This is a genomic window from Streptomyces sp. NPDC047108 (assembly GCF_040643575.1).
Lineage (GTDB): Bacteria > Actinomycetota > Actinomycetes > Streptomycetales > Streptomycetaceae > Streptomyces.
In genome coordinates, this window is record NZ_JBEYUP010000001.1 from 313808 (window position 1) to 337242 (window position 23435).

Annotated in this window: 17 protein-coding genes; 8 read left to right on the forward strand and 9 right to left on the reverse strand. The window is 72.1% G+C overall.

What is annotated here, in order from left to right:
- The first annotated feature begins 82 nt into the window (after positions 1-82).
- Positions 83-1654, forward strand: coding sequence for an MFS transporter (locus ABZ822_RS01370; RefSeq protein WP_360845525.1), 1572 nt, complete (start codon positions 83-85; stop codon positions 1652-1654).
- 269 nt (positions 1655-1923) lie between these two features.
- Positions 1924-2940: a DUF5954 family protein gene (locus tag ABZ822_RS01375; protein WP_360845527.1), complete on the forward strand. Its 1017-nt coding sequence runs from the start codon at positions 1924-1926 to the stop codon at positions 2938-2940.
- 56 nt (positions 2941-2996) lie between these two features.
- On the opposite strand, the gene ABZ822_RS01380 is transcribed toward ABZ822_RS01375, so the two are convergent.
- The 4 genes from ABZ822_RS01380 to ABZ822_RS01395 form a co-directional block, all read right to left on the reverse strand.
- Positions 2997-3932, reverse strand: coding sequence for an adhesin (locus tag ABZ822_RS01380; RefSeq protein ID WP_360845529.1), 936 nt, complete (start codon positions 3930-3932; stop codon positions 2997-2999).
- Between the two features lie 285 nt (positions 3933-4217).
- Positions 4218-6098 (reverse strand): MFS transporter, encoded by a 1881-nt coding sequence (locus tag ABZ822_RS01385; RefSeq protein ID WP_360845531.1) that lies wholly within the window; start codon positions 6096-6098, stop codon positions 4218-4220.
- A gap of 334 nt (positions 6099-6432) precedes the next feature.
- Complete coding sequence (locus ABZ822_RS01390) at positions 6433-7128, reverse strand: L,D-transpeptidase family protein (protein WP_360846917.1); 696 nt, start codon at positions 7126-7128, stop codon at positions 6433-6435.
- Positions 7129-7325: 197 nt separating this feature from the next.
- Complete coding sequence (locus ABZ822_RS01395) at positions 7326-10352, reverse strand: D-alanyl-D-alanine carboxypeptidase (RefSeq protein WP_360845533.1); 3027 nt, start codon at positions 10350-10352, stop codon at positions 7326-7328.
- Positions 10353-10640: 288 nt separating this feature from the next.
- Here ABZ822_RS01395 and ABZ822_RS01400 point away from each other — a divergent pair, with 288 nt between their 5' ends.
- From ABZ822_RS01400 to ABZ822_RS01410, 3 genes are all read left to right on the forward strand, one after another.
- Positions 10641-11366 (forward strand): GPP34 family phosphoprotein, encoded by a 726-nt coding sequence (locus ABZ822_RS01400; protein ID WP_360845535.1) that lies wholly within the window; start codon positions 10641-10643, stop codon positions 11364-11366.
- 486 nt (positions 11367-11852) lie between these two features.
- Entirely contained in the window at positions 11853-12710 is an 858-nt protein-coding gene (locus tag ABZ822_RS01405; protein ID WP_360845537.1) for a helix-turn-helix transcriptional regulator, read from the forward strand.
- Between the two features lie 229 nt (positions 12711-12939).
- Positions 12940-13146 carry a DUF397 domain-containing protein gene (locus ABZ822_RS01410; protein WP_360845539.1) on the forward strand — a complete coding sequence of 69 codons (207 nt, stop codon included), beginning with the start codon at positions 12940-12942 and terminating at the stop codon, positions 13144-13146.
- A gap of 173 nt (positions 13147-13319) precedes the next feature.
- Here ABZ822_RS01410 and ABZ822_RS01415 read toward each other — a convergent pair whose 3' ends face one another.
- Positions 13320-14219: a hypothetical protein gene (locus ABZ822_RS01415; RefSeq protein WP_360845541.1), complete on the reverse strand. Its 900-nt coding sequence runs from the start codon at positions 14217-14219 to the stop codon at positions 13320-13322.
- A gap of 163 nt (positions 14220-14382) precedes the next feature.
- On the opposite strand from ABZ822_RS01415, the gene ABZ822_RS01420 reads away from it, so the two are divergent.
- Entirely contained in the window at positions 14383-15276 is an 894-nt protein-coding gene (locus tag ABZ822_RS01420; RefSeq protein ID WP_360845543.1) for a hypothetical protein, read from the forward strand.
- 184 nt (positions 15277-15460) lie between these two features.
- On the forward strand, positions 15461-16576 hold the full coding sequence (locus tag ABZ822_RS01425; protein ID WP_360845545.1) for an ADP-ribosylglycohydrolase family protein: 1116 nt from the start codon (positions 15461-15463) through the stop codon (positions 16574-16576).
- Between the two features lie 24 nt (positions 16577-16600).
- Here ABZ822_RS01425 and ABZ822_RS01430 read toward each other — a convergent pair whose 3' ends face one another.
- Together ABZ822_RS01430 and ABZ822_RS01435 are read right to left on the reverse strand one after the other, a co-directional pair.
- Positions 16601-17956, reverse strand: a complete 1356-nt coding sequence (locus tag ABZ822_RS01430) for a glycosyltransferase 87 family protein (protein ID WP_360845548.1) — start codon at positions 17954-17956, stop codon at positions 16601-16603.
- A 152-nt stretch (positions 17957-18108) separates the two neighbouring features.
- Positions 18109-18894 (reverse strand): SDR family oxidoreductase, encoded by a 786-nt coding sequence (locus ABZ822_RS01435; RefSeq protein ID WP_360845550.1) that lies wholly within the window; start codon positions 18892-18894, stop codon positions 18109-18111.
- A gap of 243 nt (positions 18895-19137) precedes the next feature.
- On the opposite strand from ABZ822_RS01435, the gene ABZ822_RS01440 reads away from it, so the two are divergent.
- Positions 19138-19743, forward strand: a complete 606-nt coding sequence (locus tag ABZ822_RS01440) for an SRPBCC family protein (RefSeq protein ID WP_360845552.1) — start codon at positions 19138-19140, stop codon at positions 19741-19743.
- Positions 19744-19812: 69 nt separating this feature from the next.
- On the opposite strand, the gene ABZ822_RS01445 is transcribed toward ABZ822_RS01440, so the two are convergent.
- Positions 19813-22413, reverse strand: a complete 2601-nt coding sequence (locus ABZ822_RS01445; RefSeq protein WP_360845554.1) for a bifunctional FO biosynthesis protein CofGH — start codon at positions 22411-22413, stop codon at positions 19813-19815.
- A gap of 158 nt (positions 22414-22571) precedes the next feature.
- Positions 22572-23432 carry a TIGR03619 family F420-dependent LLM class oxidoreductase gene (locus ABZ822_RS01450; RefSeq protein ID WP_360845556.1) on the reverse strand — a complete coding sequence of 287 codons (861 nt, stop codon included), beginning with the start codon at positions 23430-23432 and terminating at the stop codon, positions 22572-22574.
- Positions 23433-23435: the final 3 nt, after the last annotated feature.

A 23435-nucleotide genomic window follows, 5' to 3' on the forward strand; every position in this document is an offset into this window, starting at 1 on the left:
CCCGGCGCCGCCTCCCCGCCGCGGCCCGCCGTCCGCCCGTTCGTTCTTTTTGATCTTTCTTCGTCACGAGATAGGCACCGTCATGCCCGAAACAGCTTCATCCCCCTCTCCCTCCGCGCTCGCCGCCCCCTCGCCACCCGATCCCAAGCGCTGGAAAGCCCTGGTCTTCATCGCTATCGCCCAGCTCATGGTCGTCCTCGACGCGACGATCGTGAACATCGCCCTGCCCTCCGCCCAGTCCGACCTCGGCATATCCGACGGCAACCGGCAGTGGGTCATCACCGCGTACGCGCTCGCCTTCGGCGGGCTGCTGCTCTTCGGCGGCCGCGTCGCCGATCTGTGGGGCCGCAAGCGGGCGTTCGTCGTGGGCCTCCTCGGCTTCGCAGCCGCCTCCGCGCTGGGCGGCGCCGCGGCGAACCCGGCGATGCTGCTCGGTTCCCGCGCGCTCCAGGGCGCCTTCGGCGCCTTGCTCGCCCCGGCCGCTCTGTCGCTGCTCGCCGTGATGTTCACCGAGGCGAAGGAGCGGGCCAAGGCGTTCGGCATCTACGGCGCCATCGCGGGCGGTGGCGGTGCCGTCGGTCTGATCCTCGGCGGGGTGCTCACCGAGTACATGGACTGGCGCTGGACCTTCTTCGTCAACATCCCGTTCGCCGTGATCGCCGCGGCCGGCGCGTACTTCGTCATTCACGAGCCCGAGGGCGGCCGCAACCGTTCGCGGCTCGACGTTCCCGGTGTCGTCCTGGCCACGCTGGGCCTGGTGTCGCTGGTGTACGGGTTCACGCGCGCCGAGTCCGACGGCTGGAGCGACTCCGTGACGGTCGCCCTGTTCGTGGCGTCCGCGGTGCTCCTGGCCGCCTTCGCGTTCGTGGAGTCCCGGGTGAAGGCCCCGCTGCTGCCGCTGCGCGTGGTGACCGAGCGGAACCGCGGCGGCGTCTACGCCTCGCTGGGCCTGGCCGTCATCGCGATGTTCGGCCTGTTCCTCTTCCTGACCTACTACCTGCAGATCGTGAAGGGGTACACGCCGGTCACCACCGGCTTCGCCTTCCTCCCGATGATCGCGGGCATGATCACCGGCTCCACGCAGATCGGTGCGCGGCTGATGAACCGCGTCCCGCCCCGCCTCCTCATGGCGCCGGGGTTCCTGGTCGCCGCCACCGGCATGCTGATGCTGACCCAGCTCGAGGTCGGCAGCTCCTACGTCTCGCTCATCCTGCCCGCGCAGCTGCTGCTCGGGCTCGGCATGGGCACGGCCTTCATGCCGGCGATGAGCATGGCCACGTACGGGATCCAGGCGCGCGACGCGGGCGTGGCCTCCGCGATGGTCAACACCTCCCAGCAGGTGGGCGGTGCGATCGGAACGGCGCTGCTGAACACCATCGCGGCGAGCGCCACCACCGCGTACGCCACGTCGCATGCGGCGGGCGCGACCAGCGAGGCGGCGGCCAAGGCACTGGAGCTCCAGTCGATGGTGCACGGCTACACCGCGGCCATCTGGTGGGCGGTCGGCATCCTGGCGCTGTCCGCGCTGATCGCCTTCGCGTTCGTCAACACCCGCGGCCAGGGCGGCACCGGTCCGGTCGCCGGTTCGGCGGACGGTGCGGGCGCGGAGGCGGCCGAGGGCGCGGGGGTGCCGGCACCGGTCCTCGCGCACTGACCGCGCGCTCGTCGCGCACGCGTCGCGCACCGGCAACGGGCCTCCCCTGAGCGTCCGTTCGGCCGCGTGAGCTGCGGATCCCGCCCCGGCGGGCGCCTGGTCGGCCGGGCGTCCCCGGGTCGGGGTCCGCAGGTGCGTACCCCGGCGTGCGCGGCGTCCGCACGCGGTCGCTCATAGCAGGCACACGGCGCCCACGGGCTCGATCCCTGACGAATGAGCCAGTTGTGGGAAGCGCTGCGAAGAACCGGGGCGATGAGCACACTGAGTACATGACTCATGACGCTGGGCGAGTGCCGCCCGTACCCGAGCATCTGGTCATCAAGGTGACGCATCGGGACGACCCCGTGTCGGCCGTGACCGAGCACGACGCGTGGGAGGCCGTCGACGCCTTCCCGTACGTGGCGGGCATCGGGCCGGTGTTCGGCTGCGCCGAGGAGTTCAGGGGGCGTTGGAGGATCCTGACGCTGGGCGACGGCTTCCCGCAGATGGCCCGGGACTCGCTCGGCGCGCACTTCCGCCTGATGGCCAAGGAGGCGGACGACACGGGCGACGCCGCCACGGCGGCCGAGCTGATGGCGGCGGCGCTGCGGCTCGACTGGGAGGTCGTGGACGAACTGACCGTCGCCCGGCGGCGGTTCCGGATCATCCGCGCCGACCAGTTCACCCGGATGGGAGACGACGGTCCTGAACCACCGCGTCCCACCGACCCGGACACGGAGTCGTCGGGCGGCAGCCGTCCGTCCTCGCGCCGGACGAAGGGCTTCGTCATCGACCCCACGGCCGCGACGGCAGTGAGCGACGGACTGCTCCGGCTGGAACTGCTGCCGCTGGTCTACCGGTCGGCGGCCGTCCCGCACGCGGTGCGGGCCGACTCGCTGAAGGCGCTGGAGACGCATCCGGGCGGGGTGCTGCTGCCGACCGAGTTCGCCGTGGCCGAGGAGGCCGGGGGCCGCTGGCAGCCGATGGCCGCGGCCGGCCCGGCGCCGCAGAGCGCTCGCGACACCCTCGCCTACTACTTCCGCGAGATGGGCCCGCGCATCCTGCGTCTCGACCCGGCGGAGCAGGCGCAGTTCGCGCGGGCGGCCGACCGGCTCGACGCGGACCGCTGCGACGAGGTCGCGGTCCTCGGACGCCGTTTCCGCGTGGTGCGCGTCCAGCAGTTGATCCGGGTGGGACCGGACGGGCCGGAGTCGCCCCGGCCGTCGGACTACGACCCGTACCCGCCGTCGGAGGTGCAGGCGCAGCAGCTCCGGGAGGAGGGCGTGCTGGACGCGGACGAGGAGTGAGCGAACCGGGGGCTGGATTCCGCTGATACGGCAACTGCCCGGGCACGCGGCCGCGGTCAGGAGGCCCGGCAGGTGACCTTCATCTGGGCGGCCGCGTGATGGGCGTACGTGGGCCCGTCATCGTTCCAGTCCACGCCCCGGTCGAACATCGTCACCGCGATCCGGCCGTCCCGCACCGGGTAGGTCCCGGCGTCGACCAGGCGCCCGCGGTTGCCCCTCTGGTCGAGCGCGAACCCCCCGTAGGCGGAGGCCCCGTCGCCGGAACCGGAGCGCACCTCGTACAGCGTCGGGGAGCCTCCCACGTCTCCGGCGCCGGTGCCGCTCGGCACGTACACGCCGATCGAGCACTGCCGGGACGCGCTGCCCACCGACCACCACCACTCCACCCGCGCGTCGTGGTCCTCCGTCGGGCTGCCCGACATGGGGACGGCGGTGAAGGAGCCGTCGCAGGAGGCGCCGTCGTAGCCGCCGGAGGCGACGGTGTACCAGCCCTCGGCACCGCCGGACCAGCGGCCGGTCTCGCGGTAGCCGCCGCCCGCAGGGGTGTTGCAGCCGGGCCCGGCCCACGCCGTGAACGTGACGCCCGGTTCGCCGGGCTTGCCGGTCGGCCGGGCGCTCGGGCTCGGGGTGCGCCGGGCGGGCTTCTTCGAGGGCCTGGGTGACGAAGTGGTGCTGATGGTCGGCTCGCGCTCCTCGACGGCGGTCGGCAGGATCAGGCTCGGCTTCGGCGCGTCCCGGATCTCGGTGTCCGTGCCGTGCGCCGCGGCGCTGCCGCTGCCCGGGCCGGCGGAGAGGACGGACGCGGCGAGGAGGGCCACGCCGCCGACGAGCCCGGTGACCGCGAGGAGCGCGCCCGCGGCGACGGCCGCCCTACGGCGTCCGGGCAGCGTGGTCCAACGGCCGTACAGCGTCTCGCGGATGGCCCAGGGAGCCGGTTCGTGCCGCGACGGGGTCGCCGTGACGAAACGGCAGACGCAGGGCCGTCCCGACAACGAATGCTCGTGACCGCCACATCGCCGACACGTCATCGAAGGTTCCTCTGTCCGTGCTCACGTCGTTCCGTGGATCAAGGTGGATCAAGTGGGCCCACTATGCAGCACGTCACTACTCAGAGGTAGGGGTGTGGTGTGAAGATCCGCAGTGGAGTGGACCGGTGTGTCTTCACCCCATGGGTCAACTCCCGGAGGACCGGGGCGAGGGAGCCCTCGGCGCCGCAGGCTCGGTCGTCCGGTGCACGTCGTGCGCGCCCGCTCCGTTGAACGCCACGTCGTACAGGGTCAGTCGGCTTCCGGGCAGGGCGTCCCGCGCGGGAGCTGGTACGGCGCGGCGATCCGGTACGTGCCCGGGCGCGGCGCGTGCAGCACCGTCCACTCGTCCTCCGGCTCGCCCTCGACGACCTTCGTCCCGTGGGGCGTCAGGCAGCCGTTCAGGTTCACGAAGTCCGGGCCGTTCTCCGGTGTGCTGGGCGGCTCGACCCCCTTGCCCTCGGCGTCGACGAGTCCGAGCCAGGGCGAGTACGGGATGCGGATGAGGACCGGGCCCGCGGAGCGCACGGAGACGACCAGCTCTCCGGCGTCCGCGCGCGTGACCGTGGCGGGCGGATCGGCCATCGGCGTCGGCTTCTTGACGCGGTAGACCTTCCAGTTGTCGTCCGACCACACCTTCGTCAGATACGGCACACCGGACTTGACCAGCTCGGCCTCGCTCTTGCCCCAAGGGTCCGGCTCGTCGTCGGGCAGCACCACGTAGCGCACGGCCCAGCGGTGCAGCCACTCCTCGTAGCGACCCTTGTCGAGTTCGCCCTCCTCGTAGAAGAGGGGGTTGCGCTCCATGTCGGCCTGGCGGTTCCAGCCGCGGGCGAGGTTGACGTACGGCGCGAGGGCGGACGCCTCGCGGTGGCTGCGCACGGGGACGACCTCGACCCGGCCGCGGTCGGCGTCGAGCCGCTCCAGCCGGTCCGCCAGCGGAGCGAGTTCGCGGGCCCAGGAGGCGGCGGGCGTGGTGTGGACGATGTCGTCGACCGTCTTGAACGACTGCCACCCGGTGACGACGAGTAGCGCCACCACCAGCGCGTACCAGCGGCGCGAACGGCGCCGCGTCCAGGGCAGCGCCGCGACGAACACGACCCCGGCGAAGACCAGCGCGAGACGGGTGACGTTGCTGCCGATCTGGGAGTCGACGATCCACGTGAGCAGAACGCCCACGGCATAGACCCCGGACGCGATGCGCACGGTGCGCCAGTGCCGCGGCACCAGCAGCAGCGAGGCGAGACCGAACAGGAAGGGCAGGACGACACTGCCGAAGCCCATCGGCTGCGTGCCGGAGAAGGGGAACAGCAGGGCGGACACGGCGACGACGATCACCGGCGTGACGCCGAGGCAGTACGCGGCGGGGCGACGCTTGTCCAGGAACAGGGCGGCGGCCAGCACGCCGAGGAACAGTCCCGCGACGGGACTTCCCGCGGTCGCCAGCGCGGCCAGCAGCGCGGCCGACGCGCCCCGCACGTACATGAGCCGCCGGGTGCGCCAGTCGGGGTCGCGCGGCCAGGAGAAGACCATGGCGACCGCACCCAGCGCGAACATCGTGCCGAGGCCGAAGGTCACGCGCCCCGAGATGGCGTTGCAGGTGAGCGCGAACGTGCCGGCCAGGGCGGGCGGCAGCGGGCGCCGGATGCCCGGACTGTGGGCGAGGATCAGCGCGAGCAGACCGCTGGAGAGCGTGCCCGCGATCATCATCGTCGTCCGCACGCCCAGGACATGCATGAGGTACGGCGAGATGACGCTGTACGAGACCGGGTGCATCCCGCCGTACCAGGCGAGGTTGTAGGCCGAGTCGGGATGGCGGCCGACGAACTCGGCCCACGCGTCCTGCGCGGCCAGGTCGCCGCCGCTGTTCGCGAGGAATTCCACCCAGAGGACGTGGAGGAGCGCGGCGACGACGAGCGTGACGAGGACGGGGTGCGCGGAGATCAGGCGGCGCAGGGCGCGGCGACGGCGGCCGCGCGGGTGCTCGGGCGTGCTCGGGGGCGTGGGAGTGCCGCTGCGCGTAAGCCTGTTGGCGAGCGCGGTGCCGCCGCCCCGACGTGGACCGGGCACGGATATGTGCCCCTCGCCGGCACCGCCGCCGTCGTCGGCGCGGGTCGGATCCACGGTGGTCACTGCGGTGTCTCCCCCGTTTCGTTCGGCGTGCTTCCCCGAGCGCACACGCCGCCCGGCGACGCTAGCACGGGGGATCCGGCCACGACCCACCCGGCATGGCGCCGGGCGCCGCGACTCACCCGGCACGGTGCCAGGCGAGTCCGCGGATCACGCCTGGCCTTCTGATAGACGCGGCACGGGGCGGAGAGGTTGCCGCGGTTGCCCGTCCGGCGCTTGCGGCCGCGGATGACCCGGGCCACAGGAAACAAGACCAGGCCGAACACGAACCCGGCCCGGCCGAGCGGGGCTCGGCCTGGCCGGGTCGCGTTGCGGCTCAGGCGCCGTGGGGTCCGGCTCAGGTGCCGGGCTTGCGACCGTAGACGTGGACGTCGTCGCCGTTCTTCAGCATGCTCCAGTACTTCTTGGCGTCACCGGTGCGCATGTTGACGCAGCCGTGCGAGCCGGGCGGCGACCAGACGCTGCCCGTGATGGAGTGGAATGCCTGTCCGCCGTCGAAGAACTGGCTGTACGGCATGGGGACGTCGTAGAGGGTCGACCAGTGGTCGATGTTCCGCCAGTAGATCTTCTTGGCACCGGTGCGGGTCTCGTGCCCGTTGCGTCCGGTGCGGACCGGCACCGGCCCGTACTTGAGGGTCTTGCCGTCCTGGATCCAGCTGAGCTGCCGCGTCAGGTCGACGCAGGCGATGCGGCCCTTGTTGGTCGGGCACTTGCCGGCCTTGTTCGGGTTGCTGCCCGCGGCCTTCTGCTTGTTCATCAGGTCCATCACGCCCCAGGTCACCGGCCCCGCGTAGCCGATGTTGGGGGATATGCCGTTCTTGGTCTGGAAGGCACGGATGGCCTTGCAGTCGGCGGCGGACTGCTTGCCGTCCACCGGCCTGCCGAGGAACTTCTCGACCTGCTTCTGGTGCGGCCCGGTCGAGGTCGTGCAGGACGCGGCCTGCGCGGGCGCGGCGCCCAGCGCGAACGACAGCGGCACCACCATGCCGGCGACACCCAGTGCGACTCCGGCTCTCCGGCGCACGCTTCCCAGTACTGCTCTCATCAGCTCTCCCCACTTCGGTCCTGACGTTTATAGGACAGACAGAGAGATGGGGAGGTTGCGACGGGAAATGTCGCGGGATCGCAACAGAAGGGCCCCGGCGCACACGCGGTGCACCGGGGCCGGCTTCCGGGCCCCGGCCGCCGCCGGTGGTGAACTCGGCCGCGAACGGGGCAATATGAGACGGATCAGGTGATACGAGCCAACTTGTCGCCGAAGCCGGGCTCCATCAGGTCCTTCTGCAGGGCGATGGGCACCTTGACCTGACCCAGGCCGCTGCCGACCGTCATCGTCCCGACCTTGGTGCCCGCCTTCGCCTCGTGCGGGACGACCTTGCCGTTGTCGGTCAGGGCGATGTCCACGGTCAGACCGGTCCAGCCGACGGCCGAGACGTCCTTGGTGGCCACGACCGGGGTCGTCCCGCCGAGACCGTCGTCGACGTGCCCGACCACATCGCCCTTCTTGACCACCTTGCGGCTGGTCAGGGCGTCACCCGCGGACGTGATCAGCGGCTTGCTCGCCTCGACGGCGCCGGTGAGGATCGAGTTGTCGGACGGGTCCGGCGGCTGGCGCAGCACGGCACCGATGATGAGCTGCGTCGTACCGCCCACCTTCTTCTGCGCCGCAAAGAGCAGGTTGCCCTGCGCGGCCGTGCTCGTACCGGTCTTGATGCCCACGCCGCTGAACGGCACCAGGCGGTTCCAGTTGTCCTGCTTCTTGCCGTTGCGGTCCTTGTACGAGGGCTTGGCCACGACCTCGCGGAACACCGGGTCCTGCATGACCTTCCGGCCCAGCTTGACCTGGTCCTCGGCAGTGCTGACGGTCGTCGCCTCCAGACCGCTGGGGTCGGTGTAGGTGGTGTTCTTCATGCCGAGGTCCTTGGCGGCGTCGTTCATCTTCTTGACGAACGCCTTCTCCGAACCGGCGTCCCAACGGGCCAGCAGACGGGCCACGTTGTTCGCGGAGGCAATCATGATCGCGTTGAGGGCCTCGTACTCGGTGAGCGTCTCGCCCTCCTCGGTCTCCACGACCGACTCGTTCTGCGCGCCGAGCCCGGCGTCCTCCTCGGCCTTGCGGTCGACGGGGATCTTCGAACCCTGGCTGCCCGGCTTGAGCGGGTGCTCCTTGAGGATGACGTAGGCGGTCATCGTCTTGGCGACGCTCGCGATCGGCACCGGCTTCTGCTCGCCGAACGTGCCGAAGCTGCCGAGGCCGTCGACCCCGACGGCCGCCTGACCGCTGTCGGGCCACGGCATGGACGGCTTGGCGCCGTCGAACTCGTAGGCCTGGGTCGCGGTCAGGGTGAGCGTCGGCTCGGGGAGCGGGCGCACCGCCTGTGCGATCGCGAAGACGATCGCGAGCAGAACGGCGAGCGGCGTCCAGATCTTGACCCGCCGCACGGCGTTGCGGAGCGGGGTCTCCGGGGGCGGCGGGGTGTTGGTGAGCTGGGCGAGCAGCTCCAGCGGGGCCGGATCGGGGACCGGCTCCTGCTTGGTCCGCTCGGACTCGGGCAGCGCGGGCGCCCCGGGGGGCCGCGGAGACTCCCCGGGCTGCGCGGGCGCCTCACCGGGGCGGGACGGCGCGGCCTTCGCCTCGGGCGCGGCGGCCGTCGCGCCGGACGCGGCGGACTTCGCCTCCGGCGCGGCAGCCTTCGCCTCGGAGGACGTGGCGGACTTCGCCTCGGGGACCGCTCCGGCCTTGCCCTCGGCGGCGGCGGACGCCGCCTCGGACCGCACGCCGGCCTCCGCCTCGGCATCCCCCTCGGCAGCGACCGCCGCGGACGGGGGCTTGCGGGGTGCGTCGTCGGCGGACTTCAGCGGGACGAACCGGCTGGTCCGCTCGGCCGCGGAGGGCTCAGGGCCGTCCGCGCCGTTCCCGGTACGGGCGGTGGCACCGCCGTCACCCGTGGCATCGCCCTTGCCGGAGTCCCCCGCCTTGGTGCGTACGGCCTTGAACGCGGTGGTCGCCTGGTCCACGCGCCCGGCCGGAGCGTCGCGCTCGGGCCGGTCGCCGTTCTTCGGGGCCCCATCGACATCTTTGGACTTTTCGGACGTTTCGGACTTTTCGCCCCGACTGCCCTGCCCCTCCGGCGACTTCCCGGACCCGGACTCGTCCGCCGACGGCGTCTTCCCGGCGGCTGAGCGTCCGTCTCCGGCGTTGCGAGCGGTCCCGGACGGCTCATCGCGCTCGCGGGGCTCAGGGGCCTTGAAAACGGCTGTGGGCTGATCCACGGGCCGCTCCGGAACGTCGGCGTCCCCCGCCGAGCGCTCGGCGGCGCCGTCCTGGCCGGATTTCGCCGTACCGGACGCCTTGGTCCCGGACGCCTTGGTCCCGGACGCGTTCGTCCCGGACGCCTCGTCGCCCCCGGACCGCGGCAGGGTCCGGAACACGGAGGTCGCCTGATCCACGGCCCCGCGGTCGGCGGCGGCTTCGGCGGCGTCCGCCCGCGACTCCGCGGTCGTCCCGCCCGTCCCGGCCTCGGGCTCCGCGCCCTTGTCGCCCCCGGACTTCCCCTCGCGCTCCGCGGGCGGCCGGGTCGCGAAGACGGACGTGGGCCGGTCCACGGGCTCGTCGTCCGCGCCGTCGCCGGACGCCTCCGGCCGCTCGGGGAGCGTGGAGAGCGATGTCGTCGCCCGGTCGACCGGGCGCTTCGGCAGGTCGGACGCGGCGCTCGCGGCGCTCTCGTCCTCCGGCTCCCCGTCGTCCGCCGCACGTTCCCCGGCGTCGGCGTCGGCCGCGTCCTCGGTGCCGGCCTCGGCATCGGCGGTGTCGGCCGTGCCGTCGCCGTTCGCGTCGCCCCCGCCCGCGCCCTCGTCATCCGCGTCGCCCGCACCGCCCTCGTCCGCGCTCGCCACCCAGGCGGCGACCGCCGCGCGCAGGCGCGCGTCGCGCTGGTCAGCGCCGGAACCGCCCGCGGAGTCCGCGGCGGAGCCCCGCGCCGAGTCCTCGGTGGACTCCTCCGCGGCCTCGCGGTCCGCCGCGCCCGCGGACTCGCCGTCCGCCTCCGTCGCAACGGCTCCGTCGGCGCCTGCGCCGGTCGCGTCCTCACCGGCCGCGCCGTCCGTCAACTCCGCGCCCGCGGCGCTCTTCTCGGAGGTCGGCGATCCACCGTAGGCAAGCCTCGGATCACGCTCGTGTTCACGCCCGTCTTCGCGTCGAGCCGTCTCCCCCGACGACTTCCCCTGCTCCGACTTCTCGGGGGACTCGCCCGCCACCGATGCCTCCTTCGTACGTCCCGCGGGACGCGTGCGCCGTCCACGCCGCCGCCCCGCTGCCGCTACCGCAGCCCATCCGCTCTACCAGTTTCCAGCCCGGCAGTGGGTGCCCCACGCCGTCACGCCGCCGCCCACGCGTCCGGCTCCTTCCCCAGCCGCCACGACCCGTCGCTTTCGTGCTAGACGGGAACGACATACCTACCGGTTCCCGTACGAACCACCCAGGCACTCTCGACAGATAAGTGTGAGAGGGGTCACCCTGTCATTCATCCACGCGGGGAGGCATGGATGGGCAGGAGCCGCAGAACAATTCCGGAGGAGCTTCTGCTGCTCGCCTTGGACCCGACCACGGGAACCACGGCGCAGCCGCAGTCGCTCGACCTCGGCCTGGCCGGGGCCCAGCTAGTGGAGCTGGCCCTGGCGGGACGGATAGCCCCAGACGGGGATCGTATCGCCGTGGTCCTACCACGGCCGACAGGAGATCCGACGCTGGACACGGCACTCGAGCTGTTGCGCCGACGCGGCAGCCCGGTGCGAGCGGTCCACTGGATCGGCGGGCCCCGGCTGGGGCTGCGCCAGACGTATCTCTCGCATCTCGAGCGCTGCGGCATGGTGCACGCAGTCGCCGGCCAGATGTGCGGGGTATTGCCGACGACTCGCTACCAGGCGACGGAATCGGCGATGACCCGGGAGATCAGGAACCGGCTGGACAGTGCGATCCGCACCGGCGTACCGCCGGACCCGCGGACCGCGGCGCTCGCCGCCCTGGCCCACGCGGTCGGGCTCGGCAAGCACCTCTACCCCGGTAACGAGGGGCGGTCCTCCCGCTCCCGGCTCCGGGACCTGATCAGGCACGACCCCATGGGCGGTCTGGTCGCGCACGCCGTGATGGACGTGCAGAACGGCGTGGCGGTACAGCCACGGCGCGCACCGGCACGAGGACGCGCGGGCGAGCCCGGCGGAGTCCCGGTGCCGACGCGTCGCGGAGGTATGGCCCGCGCCGTGGCTCACTGAGAGACCTCCGGGATTCCTCCCGGACGAGTTCGGACGAGTCACGGCACGACAACGGCTCCACAACAGCACCGGAGCACCGACTCCACCTGACCGCACCGCAGTCCCCACGACCCGGTTCGGGAGCCGCTGATGCGCGCGAGGTGGCGGAGGCCGTTCGGACGACGGCCGCCCCGCCGCCTCGCGCGCACGCGTGCGTCCAGGGCAGCACGCATGCGTACGGGCAGCACCCGCGCGTACGGGGCAGAGGGTGCGGACGGGCCGGGACCGCGCCGTCACGGTGCCCCGTGCCCGCCCCGCGCCGTACGCCCCCGGGCCGGCCGGACCGACCCGGCCGCACGGACCCACCCGGACGAACGCCCGTACCCTCAAACGGGATTGCGCCTTGTGCTCGCACCGGGACCCTCTGTTGCCGTTTCCCAGCGGGGCCATGGCCAGAAGTGGCAGTCTGCTGAACAAACAGCAGTACAAGTCGGAGGTGCAGTTTCCGTGGCGTCCCATGTCAATCCCACGGTCAGACGGCGCCGGCTGGGTCAGGAGCTGCGCAGGCTCCGCGAGCTCAAGGGCATGACGGCCGAGGAGGTGGCGGAGCGCCTGCTGGTCTCGCAGTCGAAGATCAGCAGGCTGGAGAACGGCCGCCGCAGCATCAGCCAGCGCGATGTCCGTGATCTGTGCGGGGTCTACGAGGTCGAGGACCGCCGGATCGTCGACTCGCTCATGCAGATGGCCAAGGACTCGCGCCAGCAGGGCTGGTGGCATGCGTTCGGCGACATCCCGTACAGCGTCTACATCGGACTGGAGACGGACGCGGCCTCGTTGCGCGTCTACGAATCACTCATCGTCCCCGGCCTGCTGCAGACGCGGGAGTACGCCCAGGCGGTCATCGAGGGGATGTGGCCCGAGGCCACGCCCAGCGAGATCGACAAGCGGATCCAGATCCGCCTCAAGCGCCAGGACCGTCTGACGGATCCCATCAACCCGCTGCGCTTCTGGGCGGTGATCGACGAGGCGCTGCTGCGGCGCGTCGTGGGCACACCCCAGATCATGGCGCAGCAGCTCGAACATCTCGCTCAGCTCAGCGAGCAACCGCACGTCACACTGCAGGTGTTGCCGTACGACGTGGGCGCCCACCCGGGCATGTACGGGAAGTTCGCGATTCTGGAGTTCCAGGACGCGATGGACGCCAGCGTCGTCTATCTGGAAGGGGTCACCAGCGACCTCTACCTGGAGAAGGCGAACGACGTGCAGAGCTATGCGGTGATGTACGAGCACCTGCGCGCCCAGGCGTTGAACGCCGAGCAGTCGCGCGAGTTCATCCACAAGGTGGTGATGAGCTACAGCACCTGATCCCGAAGGTCCCGGAAGGTCCCGAAGTCCACGGAACGCCTACGGACAGAGCTGAGGGCTCGCACCGTACACCCGTGGGACAGGGCCAGGAAGATCCCGGTGGAATATGCCACTCGGTTGGGTGAACACGGCCTGCCGGCACGGTTGTTGCGGCGTAGCGTCGGTCGCAGAGCCGCTGAAAGCGGCTGGGTGCCAAGCCCAATCAACCGGCACGACCATCGGAGTCATCATGCTGAGTCGGCAACCATCGCTGACGGAGTGGACCAAGTCCTCGTACTCGGCCGTCAATGGGGACTGTGTGGAAGTCAAGGAGACTTCTCAGGCAGTCGCGGTCCGCGACTCGAAGGATCCCCAGGGGCCCGTCCTCGGCTTCACGCAGGAGACGTGGACGGACTTCATCCGCGAGGTCGGTCGAGGCTCGTTCGGCGCCGTCTGACGAGAGCGTCGACACCGCAACACCGGCAACACCCGTAGTACGCGCACACAGCGCAACCCAGAAGCCCTCTCGACTGGTCGCCGTCCCGGCCGAGGGGGCCGGTTGCTGTCCGGGGCCCTCCCCGTGGTTCATCCGCCTCCCCGCGATGGACACCACCTCAACGGGCCTACCGGTCAGCGGAGTTCGTCGACGTACCGGTCCGTGCCCGGCACGGTCGGGAGGAACGGCGCGACGAGTTCGACGCGTCCGAGCCCGGAGTCCGCGACGTCGGCGTCGAGCCCCGTGCACCACTCCGCGAAGCACTCCCGCGGATCCCGCTCCAGGAACCACAGCAGGGTCAGACGGGTGCCGACACCCTCGACCTGCTTGACGTACGACATCCGGTCGAGCGGGAGCGGTGTCGGCCTGAAGACCGTGACCAGCGCGGCGGGTGAGCCCTTCAGCCGCTTCGGCAGGTGCCTGGCGCGCAGCCACTCCAGGAGCCCGGCGCACTGCTCGGGGCTCTCGGCGTCGATGACCTCGACGACGAGACCGGCGTACGGGTGGTCGAGGGCGTGGAAGTCGCGCGGCCCAGCGGCGCCGTCGCGGTAGACGGTCGCCGCGTGGTCCTGGAAGGCCGTGAAGACGTGGGTACGGGCCTGGTGCACGCGGCTGTCGCGGCCGAGGCGCTTGTTGATGGCGACGGTCCACCGCATGTGGTCGTCGTAGCGGCCGTCGGTGATCCAGTAGACCGAGAGGTAGCAGCCTGCGGTGACGGGGGCGGCGACGGCCGACGTGCCCGGGTAGCGCAGGAGTTGGAGTTCGCGGGTGGCGACCCAGCGGCGTCCCGCGTAGATCCAGGGCATGGCCATCGCGCCCGCGATGAAGTGGTCGTCCTCGTACCAGCGGTTGTAGGCGTACTCGTGGCCCGGGTGGGGCTCGACCATGGTGATGAGGGCATGGCCGGGGCGCACGCCGTACGGCCCGACGGAGGCCAGTTCCGCGTAGACCTCGCTCCGGGTGCCGCCGGTCCCGGATCCGGTCCGCTCCCCCGTCCCGCCGTCCGTGCCGTGGTCGCTCGCGTCGTAGGTCATGGCAGAGGTTCTAGCTGACGTAGCGTCAGAATGGGAGAGCCGGAACACCCCGGGGCATCTCCATACGGCGCGCTGCCGGCAGGAACGTCCGGCGCCGGCTCTGTTGCCGCTTCGTCACCGCCCGCCGATCGCACGGCGACCCGCCGCTTCTAGGGTGTCGGCCATGTCATGGCCACAGAATCAGCCACCCCAGAACCCTCCGCAGCAGCCGGGCTTCGGTCCGCCGCCCGGCGCCTGGCAGCCGGGACCCGCCGGTTCGCCGCCCCAACCTCCGCCCACGTCCAAGTGGTTGCTCTTCGGCGCCGTCGTGGGGGTCCTGGCCCTCACCGGGGTCAGCGTCGGGATAGCCCTCCTGGTGGATGACGGCGAGGGCGGCTCCGAACGCGCCAAGGAGTCCCAGGGCTCTCCGCGGACCTCCGCATCGAAGTCCCTGCCCCCGGCCTCCGCCGACGGCCCGATGGTCAAGGGCTGGCAGACCCAGACGCGGGACGAGCACCACTTCCGCTACGACGTACCGGCCACGTCCCAGAAGTGGCAGGTCCTCGACGACGACACCGCGCTCTCGTACAACGACGACAACGGCAAGCCGATCGTCGTCATGACCGGTGCGGGCAACTACCGCGAGGGCGGCTGCTCCTCGGCTCCCAACCCCGACAGCATCGGCGAGGCCGGCAAGGGGCAGCTCGCCACCGTCGGCACGACGGGCGGCGGGACCCAGGGCACCCTCCAGGAGAACGCCCGCAACTGGGCAGGGAACTGGGGGTACGTCGCCTACGGCGGCGACGAGCACAAGCCCAGGATGAAGGTCGGCCAGGCGAAGCCGTGGAAGCTCAACGGCATCGACGGCTGGACCGCGACCGCCGAGGTCACCGTCACCCACCGGCCGAGCCCCTGCGTCCCGCCGAAGGCGGTCGTGCACAGCATCGCCCAGAAGCTTCCGGACGGAACGATGCACGGCTGGGTCATCTACGCGGATCAGGGTGTTCCGCACGCCCTGACCGACGCGCAGATCGAGAAGATCATGAAGACGGTGAGGCCGGTGACCGGGGAGGACTGATCCGCACGGAGCGCCGCCTCCCGCCCGTCACGGACCGGTACGGGCGCCTCTCCCCCTGCTCCCTCCACCCGCGGACAGGCCATGGCAGGAGCATTGACCACCGGGCCGGTCGGGATCGTCCGGGGGTCGATTACAGTGCTGAGCCAGTTCAGGGGCCGGGCAAGGACAGGGAAGGGGCGCCCCCGTGACCGCATCCGCGACCGCCGTATGGGGCCGCGCCGAGCAGCAGGACTTCCGCAGCCGTGTGCGCGGCTGCCTGCTGGGCGGTGCGATCGGGGATGCGCTGGGCGCGGGCATCGAATTCGACTCGCTCGAGGACATCCGTACCAAGTACGGACAGGACGGCGTCACCGACTACGTCCCGGCGTACGGGCGGCGGGGTGCCGTCACCGACGACACCCAGATGACCCTGTTCACCGTCGACGGACTCATACGGGCCCAGGTCCGCCGGGATACCGGCGCCTGGCACCCGCCCACCGACATCCACCGCGCCCATGTGCGCTGGGCGGCCACGCAGAACAACTGGGGCCCGGACGAGCGCCGCAAGGACGACGGCTGGCTCGCCCGCGAGGAGTGGCTCTACGCGCGGCGCGAGCCCGGCCGCGCGTGCCTGGCCGGACTCGGGGACGAAGGGATGGGCACGCTGGAGCGGCCCAAGAACCCCGACTCCAAGGGCTGCGGCGCGATCATGCGCTCCGCCCCCTTCGGACTGCTCGTGGGCTGGGAGCCGCAACTCGTCTTCCAGCTCGCCATGGAATGCGCGGCCCAGACGCACGGCCACCCCACCGGCTACCTCGCGGCAGGTGCGTTCGCCGTCGTCATCCACAGCCTCGCCCGCGGCGACGACCTCGACAGTGCCGTCCAGCACGCGCTGCGCCGGCTCGCGCAGCACCGCGGCCACGAGGAGACCACCGACGCGTTGCGCCATGCCCTGGGCGCCGTACGGCAGGGGATGCCGTCCGCGGCCCGGGTGGAGTCCCTCGGCCAGGGCTGGACCGCCGAGGAGGCGCTGGCCATCGCCGTGTACTGCGCGCTGGTCGCCGAGGACATCCGGCACGGCCTGCTGCTGGCGGTCAACCACGGCGGCGATTCCGACTCCACCGGCTCCATCTGCGGCAACATGCTGGGCACGCTGCACGGCGAGACGGCGCTCCCGCCGGGCTGGCTGTCCGAACTCGAGGGCCGCTCCACGATCCTGGAGATCGCGGACGACTTCGCGATGGAGATGACGCAGGGACCCGCCCTGCACAGCCCCGCGTCCAGTTCCCCGGGCTGGCTCGCCCGCTACCCCCGCGCGTAGATCCGCCACGGAGAGGCGCCGGGGCTACCCGCGCACGTACGCCGTGCCGGTCTCGCGCTGCCGCGGGAGGCCTCTGGGCTCCGGCGGCTCCGGTGGTGCCGAGCGCCAGGCCCGGACGGCCAGCCGTGCGGCGACCGCGAGGACGGCGAGCCCGAGGACGGGGTACGCGCCCGACAGCAGCATCTGCCCGACATTCTGGTGCAATTCAGGACGGTCAGGTGTGGCGTGCGGGACGTACCAGATCATGAACGAGCAGAACACGAGGCCGCTCAGCACGGCACCCCACGCCCACCGGGCGTCCCGCCGGCGCTGCGCCTCGACACCCAGCAGCAGCACCAGGGGCACGGCCCACACCCAGTGGTGCGACCAGGACACGGGACTGACCAGGAGCGCGGTGACCGCGCACACGACGGCCGCCCAGGCCCGGCCGTTCGGCATCCGGTCCCCGGCGAGCTGGGCGGCGGCGGCCGTGGCCAGCCCCGTACAGGCGACGAGGGCTGCCGCGACGGTCCACCACAGGCCCGGTTCCGTGGTGTGCAGGGCGCGGGCGAGGACGCCGAGCAGATTCTGGTTGCCGGTGCCCGCGACGAAGCCGGGACGGTCCGTCGCGACCAGGATCTCCGTCCAGAACCGATGGGTGTCCCGCGGGAGCAGTGCGGCCGCGGACACCACGGTGGCGGCGAAGGCGGCGGTCCCGGTGGCGGCGCGGCGCAGCGGCTCGTTCCAGGCTCCGTGACCGGACCGGACCCGCCGCACGGCCTCGACGAGACCGGCCACCGCGAGGAAGACGACGAAGAGCGCGGGTGTCACCTTGATGCCGGCGGCGATGCCCGTGCCCACGCCCGCCCAGCGGTGGCCCTGCCTCCGCGTGAGGTCCCACAGCACGAGGACGGTGACGAGCAGATTGATCTGGCCCCAGCGGAACGTCGTCCACACCGGCTCGCACCACACGGCGAGCGCGGAGAGCGCCAGGACCGCGGCGGGGCGGGGCACGGCGAGCGGACGGCCGACGAGGCGCAGCGCCAGATGCGCCAGGACGACCACCAGGCCGAGGTTGACCGCGACGGCCAGGGCCTTGAGCGTGCCCGCGCTCACGAGCGTCAGCGGCGTGAAGACCAGGGCGGCGAACGGCGGGTAGGTGTTGGGCAGGTCGTAGACGGTGGCCCGCAGGTCGTACAGGTCTCCGCCGGTGCGCGCGGCCCAGCCCTCCGCCCGGTAGACCAGCAGGTCGACCATCGACACCTCGGCGGCGCGCTGCGCGATCACATGGGCCGCGAAGGACAGCAGGCACAGGAGCGCCGCGCAGAGGGTGGGGCGGCGCAGCACGGCGGCGCGCGCCGCCCCGGGGAAGGAGGCGAGGGTCGTCCGTCGCGTGGTCACGGGGCGCGGCTCCAGATGTCGACATGCGCATGTTTCAGGACACGCATTCTTCTGGCATCCGGCCCCGGCGATCCAGTCGGGTGCCCCGGTTCCCTCCGGCGAGGGGCCACGGCCGACGCCTCCCGGCTGCCCGTTGACCGGCCCCGGGGGCTTCAGCGCATCAGCTCGCCCGCGTTGACCAGCAGCGACTGGCCGGTGATCGCGCGCGCCCGGTCGGAGGCGAGGAAGACCGCGGCGTCGGCCACGTCCCCGTCCGTCGCCAGCTCGGGCAGCGCCATCCGCTCCGTGAGCCCGGCCAGCACCTCCTCCTCCGGCGCGCCGGAGGTCTCCGCCGTGAACCGTACGTACGCCTGCACCGGAGGGCCCCACATCCAGCCCGGCTGGACGGTGTTCACCCGGATCCGGTGGGGTCCGAGTTCGCGGGCGAGCGAATACATGGCGGAGACCAGCGCCCCTTTGGACGCCGCGTACGCCGCCTGCCGCACCTGGGAGGGCGCGGCGACCGACGACTGCGTCCCGATGAGGACGACCGAACCGCCGCCCCGCTCCTTCATGAAGGGCAGGCAGGCGCGCGTCATCCGCAGCGTGCCGAGCAGATTGACGTCGAGGACCTGGGCCCAGGTGGCGAAGTCGGCGTCCTCCAGGCCTCCGAAGTACGCGTCGAGCGCGGCGACGTGCACCACCGCGTCCACGCCTCCGAACCGTTCGGCCGCCAGGGACGCCAGCGCCTCGCACTGCCGCTCGTCGCCGATGTCCGTGGCGCGCCACGCCGTGCGCCGGCCGGTGGGGTCGGCCTCGGCGGCGGACTTGGCGAGGTTGGCCTCGGTGCGGGCGCCGAGCACGGCGTTCGCGCCGTCCCGTACGCACGCGACCGCCACCTGGTGGCCGAGCCCCGCGCCGACGCCGGACACGATCACGGTCTTCCCCTGCAGCAGCATGGGCCTTCGCCTCCCGTAACGGCCGGTTCCTGACGGCCCGTCAGGGTATGGCTGCGCGGCGGGGAAGACCAGAGCCGCGGCGGCGCCGGACGTCCCGGCCGGCGACACGGGCGCGGACGTGAGGCCGTCAGCGGCGGCGGTGGTGAGCGATGACACCCCTGCGCGGCGAGAGCTGCACGGCGCCGGGCCGCTTAGGGTGCTGTATGCGGGCGACTGCCGCATCCGTGGCCGGATGAACTCCTCATGACCGTCCGGCCCGTTCTCACCAGGACCGACACGGTCCCTGACCACGAGGGGGACTCCGTGCGGTACGCCGACGGTCCGCAGGTGCAGTGCGACATCCGTGTCGAGGCGGCTCCGGCCCGTGTGTGGGAGCTGGTGACCGACATCGAACTGCCCGCCCGGCTCAGCCCCGAGCTGCAGCACGTGGAGTGGATCGGCAACGCGGCCGGTGCGGCGGTCGGGTCGATGTTCGTCGGCTACAACCACAACCGGCTGCTCGGCGCCTGGCAGACGGTCTCCCACATCGTGGAGTTCCAGGAGGAACGTGTCTTCGGATGGGTCGTGGTGTCACCGGACGGACGGTTCGGCGATCCCGAGCCCGATCCGGAAAAGCCCCTGGCCACCTGGCGTTTCGAGCTGGAGCCCGACGAGGCCGGGGCCACCCTGCTGCGTCATTCGGTGGTCATCGGCCCCGCCCGCTCCGGGCTGAGTCTGGCGATCGACTCCATGCCGGAACGGGAGGAGGAGGTCGTGGCGTTCCGGATGGACGTCCTCCGCGCCAACATGGACGCGACGCTGGAGGGCATCAAGCAGCTGGCGGAAGAGCCCGCGCCGGAACCGCGCTGACACGGCAGCGGAGCGGCACAGACGCCACGCCGGTCGCCCACCGCACGGCGTCGTCGCGCAGCCGTCCGCTCAGTCGTTCCCCAGCACCGGCAGCAGCTCCGGCAGATGGCCGTCGGACGCCAGCGCGGCCTCCCGGCGCTCGGCCGGGACCTCGCCGTACGTCGTGGTCCGGGGCCGGGAGGGCCGCCCCGCCGCGTCCGCGATGGCGACCAGGTCCTTGATCGAGCGGTACGAGCCGTAACCGGAGCCCGCCATACGAGAGATGGTCTCCTCCATCAGCGTGCCGCCCAGGTCGTTGGCGCCCGAGCGCAGCATCTCCGCCGCACCCTCCGCGCCGAGCTTCACCCAGCTCGTCTGGATGTTGGGGATGTGCGGGTGGAGGAGGAGACGGGCCATGGCGGTGACGGCGCGGTTGTCGCGGGCCGTCGGACCGGGGCGGGCGATGCCCGCGAGATACACCGGCGCGTTGGTGTGCACGAACGGCAGGGTGACGAACTCGGTGAAGCCGCCCGTCTCCTGCTGGATCCGGGCCAGCAACCGGAGGTGGCCGAGCCAGTGCCGGGGCTGGTCCACATGCCCGTACATCATCGTGGAGGAGGACCGGATGCCCAGCTCGTGCGCCGCCGTGACGACCTCGACCCAGGTGGCGGCGGGCAGTTTGCCCTTGGTGAGGATCCAGCGCACCTCGTCGTCGAGGATCTCGGCGGCGGTGCCGGGGATGGTGTCGAGACCCGCCTCCTGTGCAGCGCTCAGCCACTCCTTGACGGACATGCCGGTGCGCGTGGCGCCGTTGACGATCTCCATCGGCGAGAAGGCGTGCACATGCAGGCCCGGCACCCGTTCCTTCACGGCCCGTGCGATGTCGAAGTAGGCGGTGCCGGGCAGGTCCGGGTGGATGCCGCCCTGCATGCAGACCTCGACCGCCCCCACGTCCCACGCCTGCTGCGCCCGGTCGGCGACCTGGGAGAGGGAGAGGGTGTAGGCGTCGGCGTCGGTACGGCGCTGGGCGAAGGCGCAGAAACGGCAGCCGGTGTAGCAGACGTTGGTGAAGTTGATGTTGCGGGTGACGATGTACGTGACCTCGTCGCCGACCGCCGCGCGCCGTACGTCGTCGGCGATCCCGCACAGCGCGTCCAGCGCCGGCCCGTCGGCGTGAAGGAGGGCGAGCGCCTCGTCGTCGGTCAGGCGGGTGGGGTCGTCGGCCGCGACGGACAGAGCGGACTTCACGTCGGCGTCGATGCGGGAGGGGACCATGCCGGGCGCCGCCGCCTCGCGCAGCGCCTCCCAGTCCCCGTACACCGCGTCGAAGTCGTCGCGCCGGTCGGCGGTGCGGCCCTCGGTGTCGATGGTGCGGTGCAGATCGGTGCGGCCGGTGGCGGTGAAGCCCTCGTCGGGCTCCTGCCACGGGATGCCGCGGGGGGCGGTCTCCTCGTCGGCCAGTCCCGTCCCCGCCTCGGCGAGGGCGCTCACGTGCGGCATGATGCGCGGGTCCAGCCACGGTTCGCCGCGCCGTACGAACTCCGGGTAGACCGGCAGCCGTTCCCGCAGGGTGAAGCCCTCCGCTGCGGTGCGCGTCGCGAGTTCGTCGATCTGGGGCCAGGGCCGCTCGGGGTTGACGTGGTCAGGGGTCACGGGCGAGACGCCGCCCCAGTCGTCGATGCCCGCGCCGATGAGGAGGGCGTACTCGGACTCGATGAGGTTCGGCGGCGCCTGGAGTCGCGCGGAGGGACCCATCACATGCCGCGCGACGGCGATGGTCGCGGCCAGCTCGTTCAGCTCGGCGTCCGGCATCCCGCGCATCGCCGTGCCCGGCTTGGCGCGGAAGTTCTGGATGATCAGTTCCTGGATGCCGTGGTAGGCGCGGGCGACACGGCGGAGCGCGAAGAGGGACTCCGCACGCTCCTCGTACGTCTCGCCGATACCGATCAGGATCCCGGACGTGAACGGGATGTTGGAGCGGCCCGCGTCCTCCAGGACCCGCAGCCGCACGGCCGGATCCTTGTCGGGCGAACCGTGGTGCGGGCCGCCGGGCTCGCTCCACAGCCGGGTCGCCGTCGTCTCCAGCATCATGCCCATGGAAGCGGCGACGGGCTTGAGCCGCTGCAGTTCGGTCCACGACATGACGCCGGGGTTGAGGTGCGGAAGGAGCCCCGTCTCCTCGAGGACCCGGATCGCCATGGCCCGCACATAGGCGAGGGTGTCGTCGTAACCGTGCGCGTCCAGCCACTCGCGGGCCTCGGGCCAGCGGTCCTCGGGACGGTCCCCGAGCGTGAACAGGGCCTCCTTGCAGCCCATTTCGGCGCCGCGGCGGGCGATGTCCAGCACCTCGTCCGGCGACAGATACATGCCGTGGCCTTCGCGCCGCAGCTTGCCCGGCACCGTGACGAAGGTGCAGTAGTGGCACTTGTCCCGGCACAGCTTGGTGAGCGGGATGAACACCCCGCGCGAGTACGTGATGACGCCGGCGCGGCCCTCGGCCTCCAGCCCCGCGTCCCGTACGCGGGCGGCCGACGCGCACAGGTCCGCCAGGTCCTCCCCGCGCGCCTGGAGGAGTACGGCGGCCTCGGAGACATCCAGCGCGACGCCGTCACGGGCGCGGCGCAGCGCCCGGCGCATGGCGTTGGCGGTGGGTGCGGCGGGCCGGTCGGAACCAGGGGCGCTCGTCGTCATTCCCCGAGCATACGAGCGCGTTCCGACAGCGCCGCGGCGCCGTCCACAGGGCGGTGTGTGCACATGCTCACGACGCACCGACCCCTTTGCCGGGAATACACCCGAGTGCCGGTCCCGGGACCGGCACTCGGCGGTTCCACCGGCAGCGGCCGGCGGACCTAGAGGTACTGCGCGTAGTCGTCCAGGGTCCGCAGGACCTCGGCCTCGTCCGCGGGCGGCAGTTGGAGCACCACCTCGTCGAGGCCCATGTCCTGGTAGTGGCCCATCTTGCCGGGCGAGGGGCGCACCGCGTACGGCACGACCTGCGGATCCGCAGGTCCGCGCCCGGCTTCTTCCCACGCCTCGCGCAGCCGGGGGACCGTCTCGCTCAGGCCGCGGCCGCCGATCGGCAGCCACCCGTCCGCGTACTCGGTGATGTGCGTGAAGAGGACGGGTCCCGCTCCGCCCCCGATGAGCGTGCGCGGCCCGGTGAGGGGAGCCGCGCCCGCGCGCTCGCGCGGCTTCTGCACCGGCTTGGGGTGGGCGTGACTGGCGCTCACGGAGCCGAACTCGCCCTCGTACGGCGTCGGCTCCTCCGCCCACAGGGCCCGCATCAGGGCCATCCGGTCGCGCACGACCTCGCGGCGGCGGCCCCAGTCGATGCCGTGGTCGGCGGCCTCCTCCACGTTCCAGCCGAAGCCGATGCCGAGGGTGAACCGGCCCCGGGAGAGGTGGTCGAGGGTCGCGACCTGCTTGGCTAGGTCGATGGGGTCGTGCTGGGCGACGAGCGTGATGCCCGTGCCGAGGGTGAGCCGTTCGGTGACAGCCGCGGCCTGGGCGAGCGCGACGAACGGGTCGAGGGTACGGCCGTATTCGCGGGGCAGCGGGTCGCCGGTGGGGCTGGGCGTCTCGCGGCTCACGGGGATGTGGGTGTGCTCGGGGACGTAGAGCCCGGCGAATCCGCGCTGCTCCAGCTCGTGCGCGAGTCGGACGGGGGTGATGGTCTCGTCGGTGAAGAAGATGGTCGTCGAGATCCGCATCTG

What these genes read in the sequence shown, in the direction of transcription:
- ABZ822_RS01370 (WP_360845525.1), top strand. Translation starts at nt 83, where the DNA reads ATGCCCGAAACAGCTTCATCCCCCTCTCCCTCCGCGCTCGCCGCCCCC.
- ABZ822_RS01375 (WP_360845527.1), top strand. Translation starts at nt 1,924, where the DNA reads ATGACTCATGACGCTGGGCGAGTGCCGCCCGTACCCGAGCATCTGGTC.
- ABZ822_RS01400 (WP_360845535.1), top strand. Translation starts at nt 10,641, where the DNA reads ATGGGCAGGAGCCGCAGAACAATTCCGGAGGAGCTTCTGCTGCTCGCC.
- ABZ822_RS01410 (WP_360845539.1), top strand. Translation starts at nt 12,940, where the DNA reads ATGCTGAGTCGGCAACCATCGCTGACGGAGTGGACCAAGTCCTCGTAC.
- ABZ822_RS01415 (WP_360845541.1), bottom strand. Translation starts at nt 14,219, where the DNA reads ATGACCTACGACGCGAGCGACCACGGCACGGACGGCGGGACGGGGGAG.
- ABZ822_RS01420 (WP_360845543.1), top strand. Translation starts at nt 14,383, where the DNA reads ATGTCATGGCCACAGAATCAGCCACCCCAGAACCCTCCGCAGCAGCCG.
- ABZ822_RS01435 (WP_360845550.1), bottom strand. Translation starts at nt 18,894, where the DNA reads ATGCTGCTGCAGGGGAAGACCGTGATCGTGTCCGGCGTCGGCGCGGGG.
- ABZ822_RS01440 (WP_360845552.1), top strand. Translation starts at nt 19,138, where the DNA reads ATGACCGTCCGGCCCGTTCTCACCAGGACCGACACGGTCCCTGACCAC.
- ABZ822_RS01445 (WP_360845554.1), bottom strand. Translation starts at nt 22,413, where the DNA reads ATGACGACGAGCGCCCCTGGTTCCGACCGGCCCGCCGCACCCACCGCC.
- ABZ822_RS01450 (WP_360845556.1), bottom strand. Translation starts at nt 23,432, where the DNA reads ATGCGGATCTCGACGACCATCTTCTTCACCGACGAGACCATCACCCCC.